The organism is uncultured Brachyspira sp. (assembly GCF_944390595.1).
GTDB lineage: Bacteria > Spirochaetota > Brachyspiria > Brachyspirales > Brachyspiraceae > Brachyspira.
The window spans coordinates 1-2,618 of the sequence record NZ_CALXRN010000230.1; the positions used below are offsets into that span (position 1 = coordinate 1).

At 31.1% G+C, this 2,618-nt stretch carries 3 protein-coding genes; all 3 read right to left on the reverse strand.

Going from position 1 to position 2,618, the window contains the following annotated elements; all coding sequences use genetic code 11:
* Nucleotides 1-129: 129 nt before the first annotated feature.
* Nucleotides 130-879: a tRNA pseudouridine(38-40) synthase TruA gene (gene truA / locus Q0J90_RS13690; protein ID WP_297278441.1), complete on the reverse strand. Its 750-nt coding sequence runs from the start codon at nucleotides 877-879 to the stop codon at nucleotides 130-132.
* 21 nt (nucleotides 880-900) lie between these two features.
* Nucleotides 901-1,863: an ABC transporter substrate-binding protein gene (locus Q0J90_RS13695; RefSeq protein WP_297278442.1), complete on the reverse strand. Its 963-nt coding sequence runs from the start codon at nucleotides 1,861-1,863 to the stop codon at nucleotides 901-903.
* Nucleotides 1,864-1,947: 84 nt separating this feature from the next.
* Nucleotides 1,948-2,618: ABC transporter substrate-binding protein (locus Q0J90_RS13700; protein ID WP_297278443.1), on the reverse strand; the 671-nt coding region annotated here is incomplete at its 5' end.

The following is a 2,618-nucleotide window of genomic DNA, read 5'->3' on the forward strand; positions in this document are numbered from 1 at the left end:
CGAACCCACATGGGTGTTAGCCCGGCGGTTTTCAAGACCGCTGCTCTACCAATTGAACGAACTCTCCAAAACTAAATATGCTATACATTATAACATATAAAAAATTAATTTCAAGTTTTTTTTTATACTTTAATCATCTTTAAAAAATGCCCGTCTGAAATAAAGACCATGAGACGGTGCTGTTACAAAAGCATCCGCCCTATTTTCACTTTTTAAAATATCTTCTATAAAATTAATAGGCATTTTCTTTTTCTGACCTTCAACTAAAGTACCTACTATTATTCTAACCATATTATGCAAAAAAGCATTGCCTCTAATTATAAAATATATAGTATCTCCTTTTCTTACAGCTTTAACTCTTTCTAAATATCTAAATTTAGAATCATTCTCATCTTCTGTAGAACAAAATGATGTAAAATTATGCTCGCCTATCAAATATTTAGCATATTCATTAATCAATTTCTCATCAATGATATTTTTCCTATAGAACCAAGCATACCGCTCATAAAAAGGAAAAGAAGTATCCCCATTATAAACAATATATAAATACTCTCTAAATGTAGCAGAAGCTCTTGCATTAAATGAATCATGCATCTCTTCGGCTTTTATTATTCTTACATCTCTGTCCAAACAGGAGTTTAAAGCTATATGTACTTTATGAATAGGTACAAGCATTTTAGGAACTCTAAAATTAGCAACCTGACCTAAGGCATGAACTCCTGCATCTGTTCTTCCGCATCCGTATATAGTTATTTTTTCACCATAAATTTTTTCAACTGCTTTATATATTTCGCCCTGAACAGTTCTCAAATTAGGCTGTATCTGCCATCCGTAAAAATCAGTTCCGTCATATTGTATAGTTATTTTTATATTGTTCATTATAATATTTCAAACTAATAATTAATTATTAGTTATATCCTCTGGTATAATTATTCCTAACTTTTCAGCAGCATTAGTATTTATGCTTAATGTAGGTGTTTGTAAATATTCTATAGGCATATTTGCAGGTACAGCCTTACCTTTAAGTATTCTAACTGCTTGTTTAGAAGTTAATTTTCCAAGTTCATAATGACTTATACCGTAAGTAGCAAGTCCTCCGGATTTAAGCATATCAACTTCACCGCATATTACAGGTATTTTTGCAGGTTCTGTAACAGCTATAACATTAGCCATACCAGAGGCGAGCATATTATCTGTAGGTATATATATTGCCTCAGCTTTGCCTATTATACTTTGAACTATCTGCTGTATATCATTAGGATTAGTTATTGTTGCTTCTATATAAGATATTCCCATTTCATCTAATTTTCTTTTTGCCATATCTATTTGAAATTTTGAATTCTGTTCGCTTGAATTATACATAAGGGCAACAGTTTTCACATTAGGTACTAATTTTTTTAATAATTCCATCTGTTCATCTACAGGAGTTAAATTTGAAGTTCCTGATACATTTCCATTAGGAGCATCATTTTTTTCAACTAATTTTGCTGTTTCAGGATCTGTAACTGCTGTAACCAATATAGGTATATCTTTTATCAAATTTGCCACAGCCTGTGCAGCAGGTGTTGCTATAGCCAATATCAAATCGCTTTTATCATTCAAAAATTTTTGGGCTATAGTAATACAGTTAGCCTGTTCTCCCTGTGCATTTTGATAATCAAACTCAATATTTTTTCCTTCTTCGTATCCGGCCTCTTTCAATCCGTCAACAAAACCTTGATATGCCTGATCCAAAGCAGGATGCTCAACTAATTGTATTATACCTATCTTTATTAATTCATTAGAAGAAGATTTATTTTCTTTATTCTCTGAACAAGAAAAAATGATAAATAAAATAAAAAATATAAAAACATTTTTTTTCATAGAATAACCTTAATAATATATTTTTTAATAAAAAAAGCCCATATAATTGTATATAGGCTTTTATATAATCAAATTAAATAATTATCATAAATCAGCAGGTATTGTAACACCTAATTTTTGAGCTGCATTAGTATTAACTTCTAATACCGGATTTTGAATATATTCAATAGGCATATCTGCAGGCTTAGATTCGCCTTTTAATATTTTCACAGCCTGATTAGCAGTTAATTTTCCTAATTCATAATAATCGATACCATAAGTAGCAAGACCTCCTGCATTAAGCATAGCAGCCTCTCCGCATATTACAGGTATTTTTGCTGGTTCTGTAATAGCTATAACATTAGCCATACCGGCAGAAACCATATTATCAGTAGGAACATATACAGCATCAACTTTTCCTACTAAACTTTGTACAACCTGCTGTATATCATTAGGATTTGTAATAGTTGCATCTATATAAGATAATCCTATTTCATCTGATTTAGCTTTAGCCATATCAACTTGGAATTTAGAATTTTGTTCGCTTGAATTATATAAAAAAGCTATTTTTTTAGCTGAAGGAACCAATTTCTTTAATAAATCTATTTGTTCTTTTACTGGTGTTAAATCTGATGTACCTGTAACATTTCCGCCTGGTACTGTATTATCAGCTACCAATTTAGCATCTGCAGGATCTGTAACTGCTGTAACCAATATTGGAATATCTTTAGTTGTATTTGCAACTGCCTGTGCTGCAGGTGTTGCTATAGCCAATA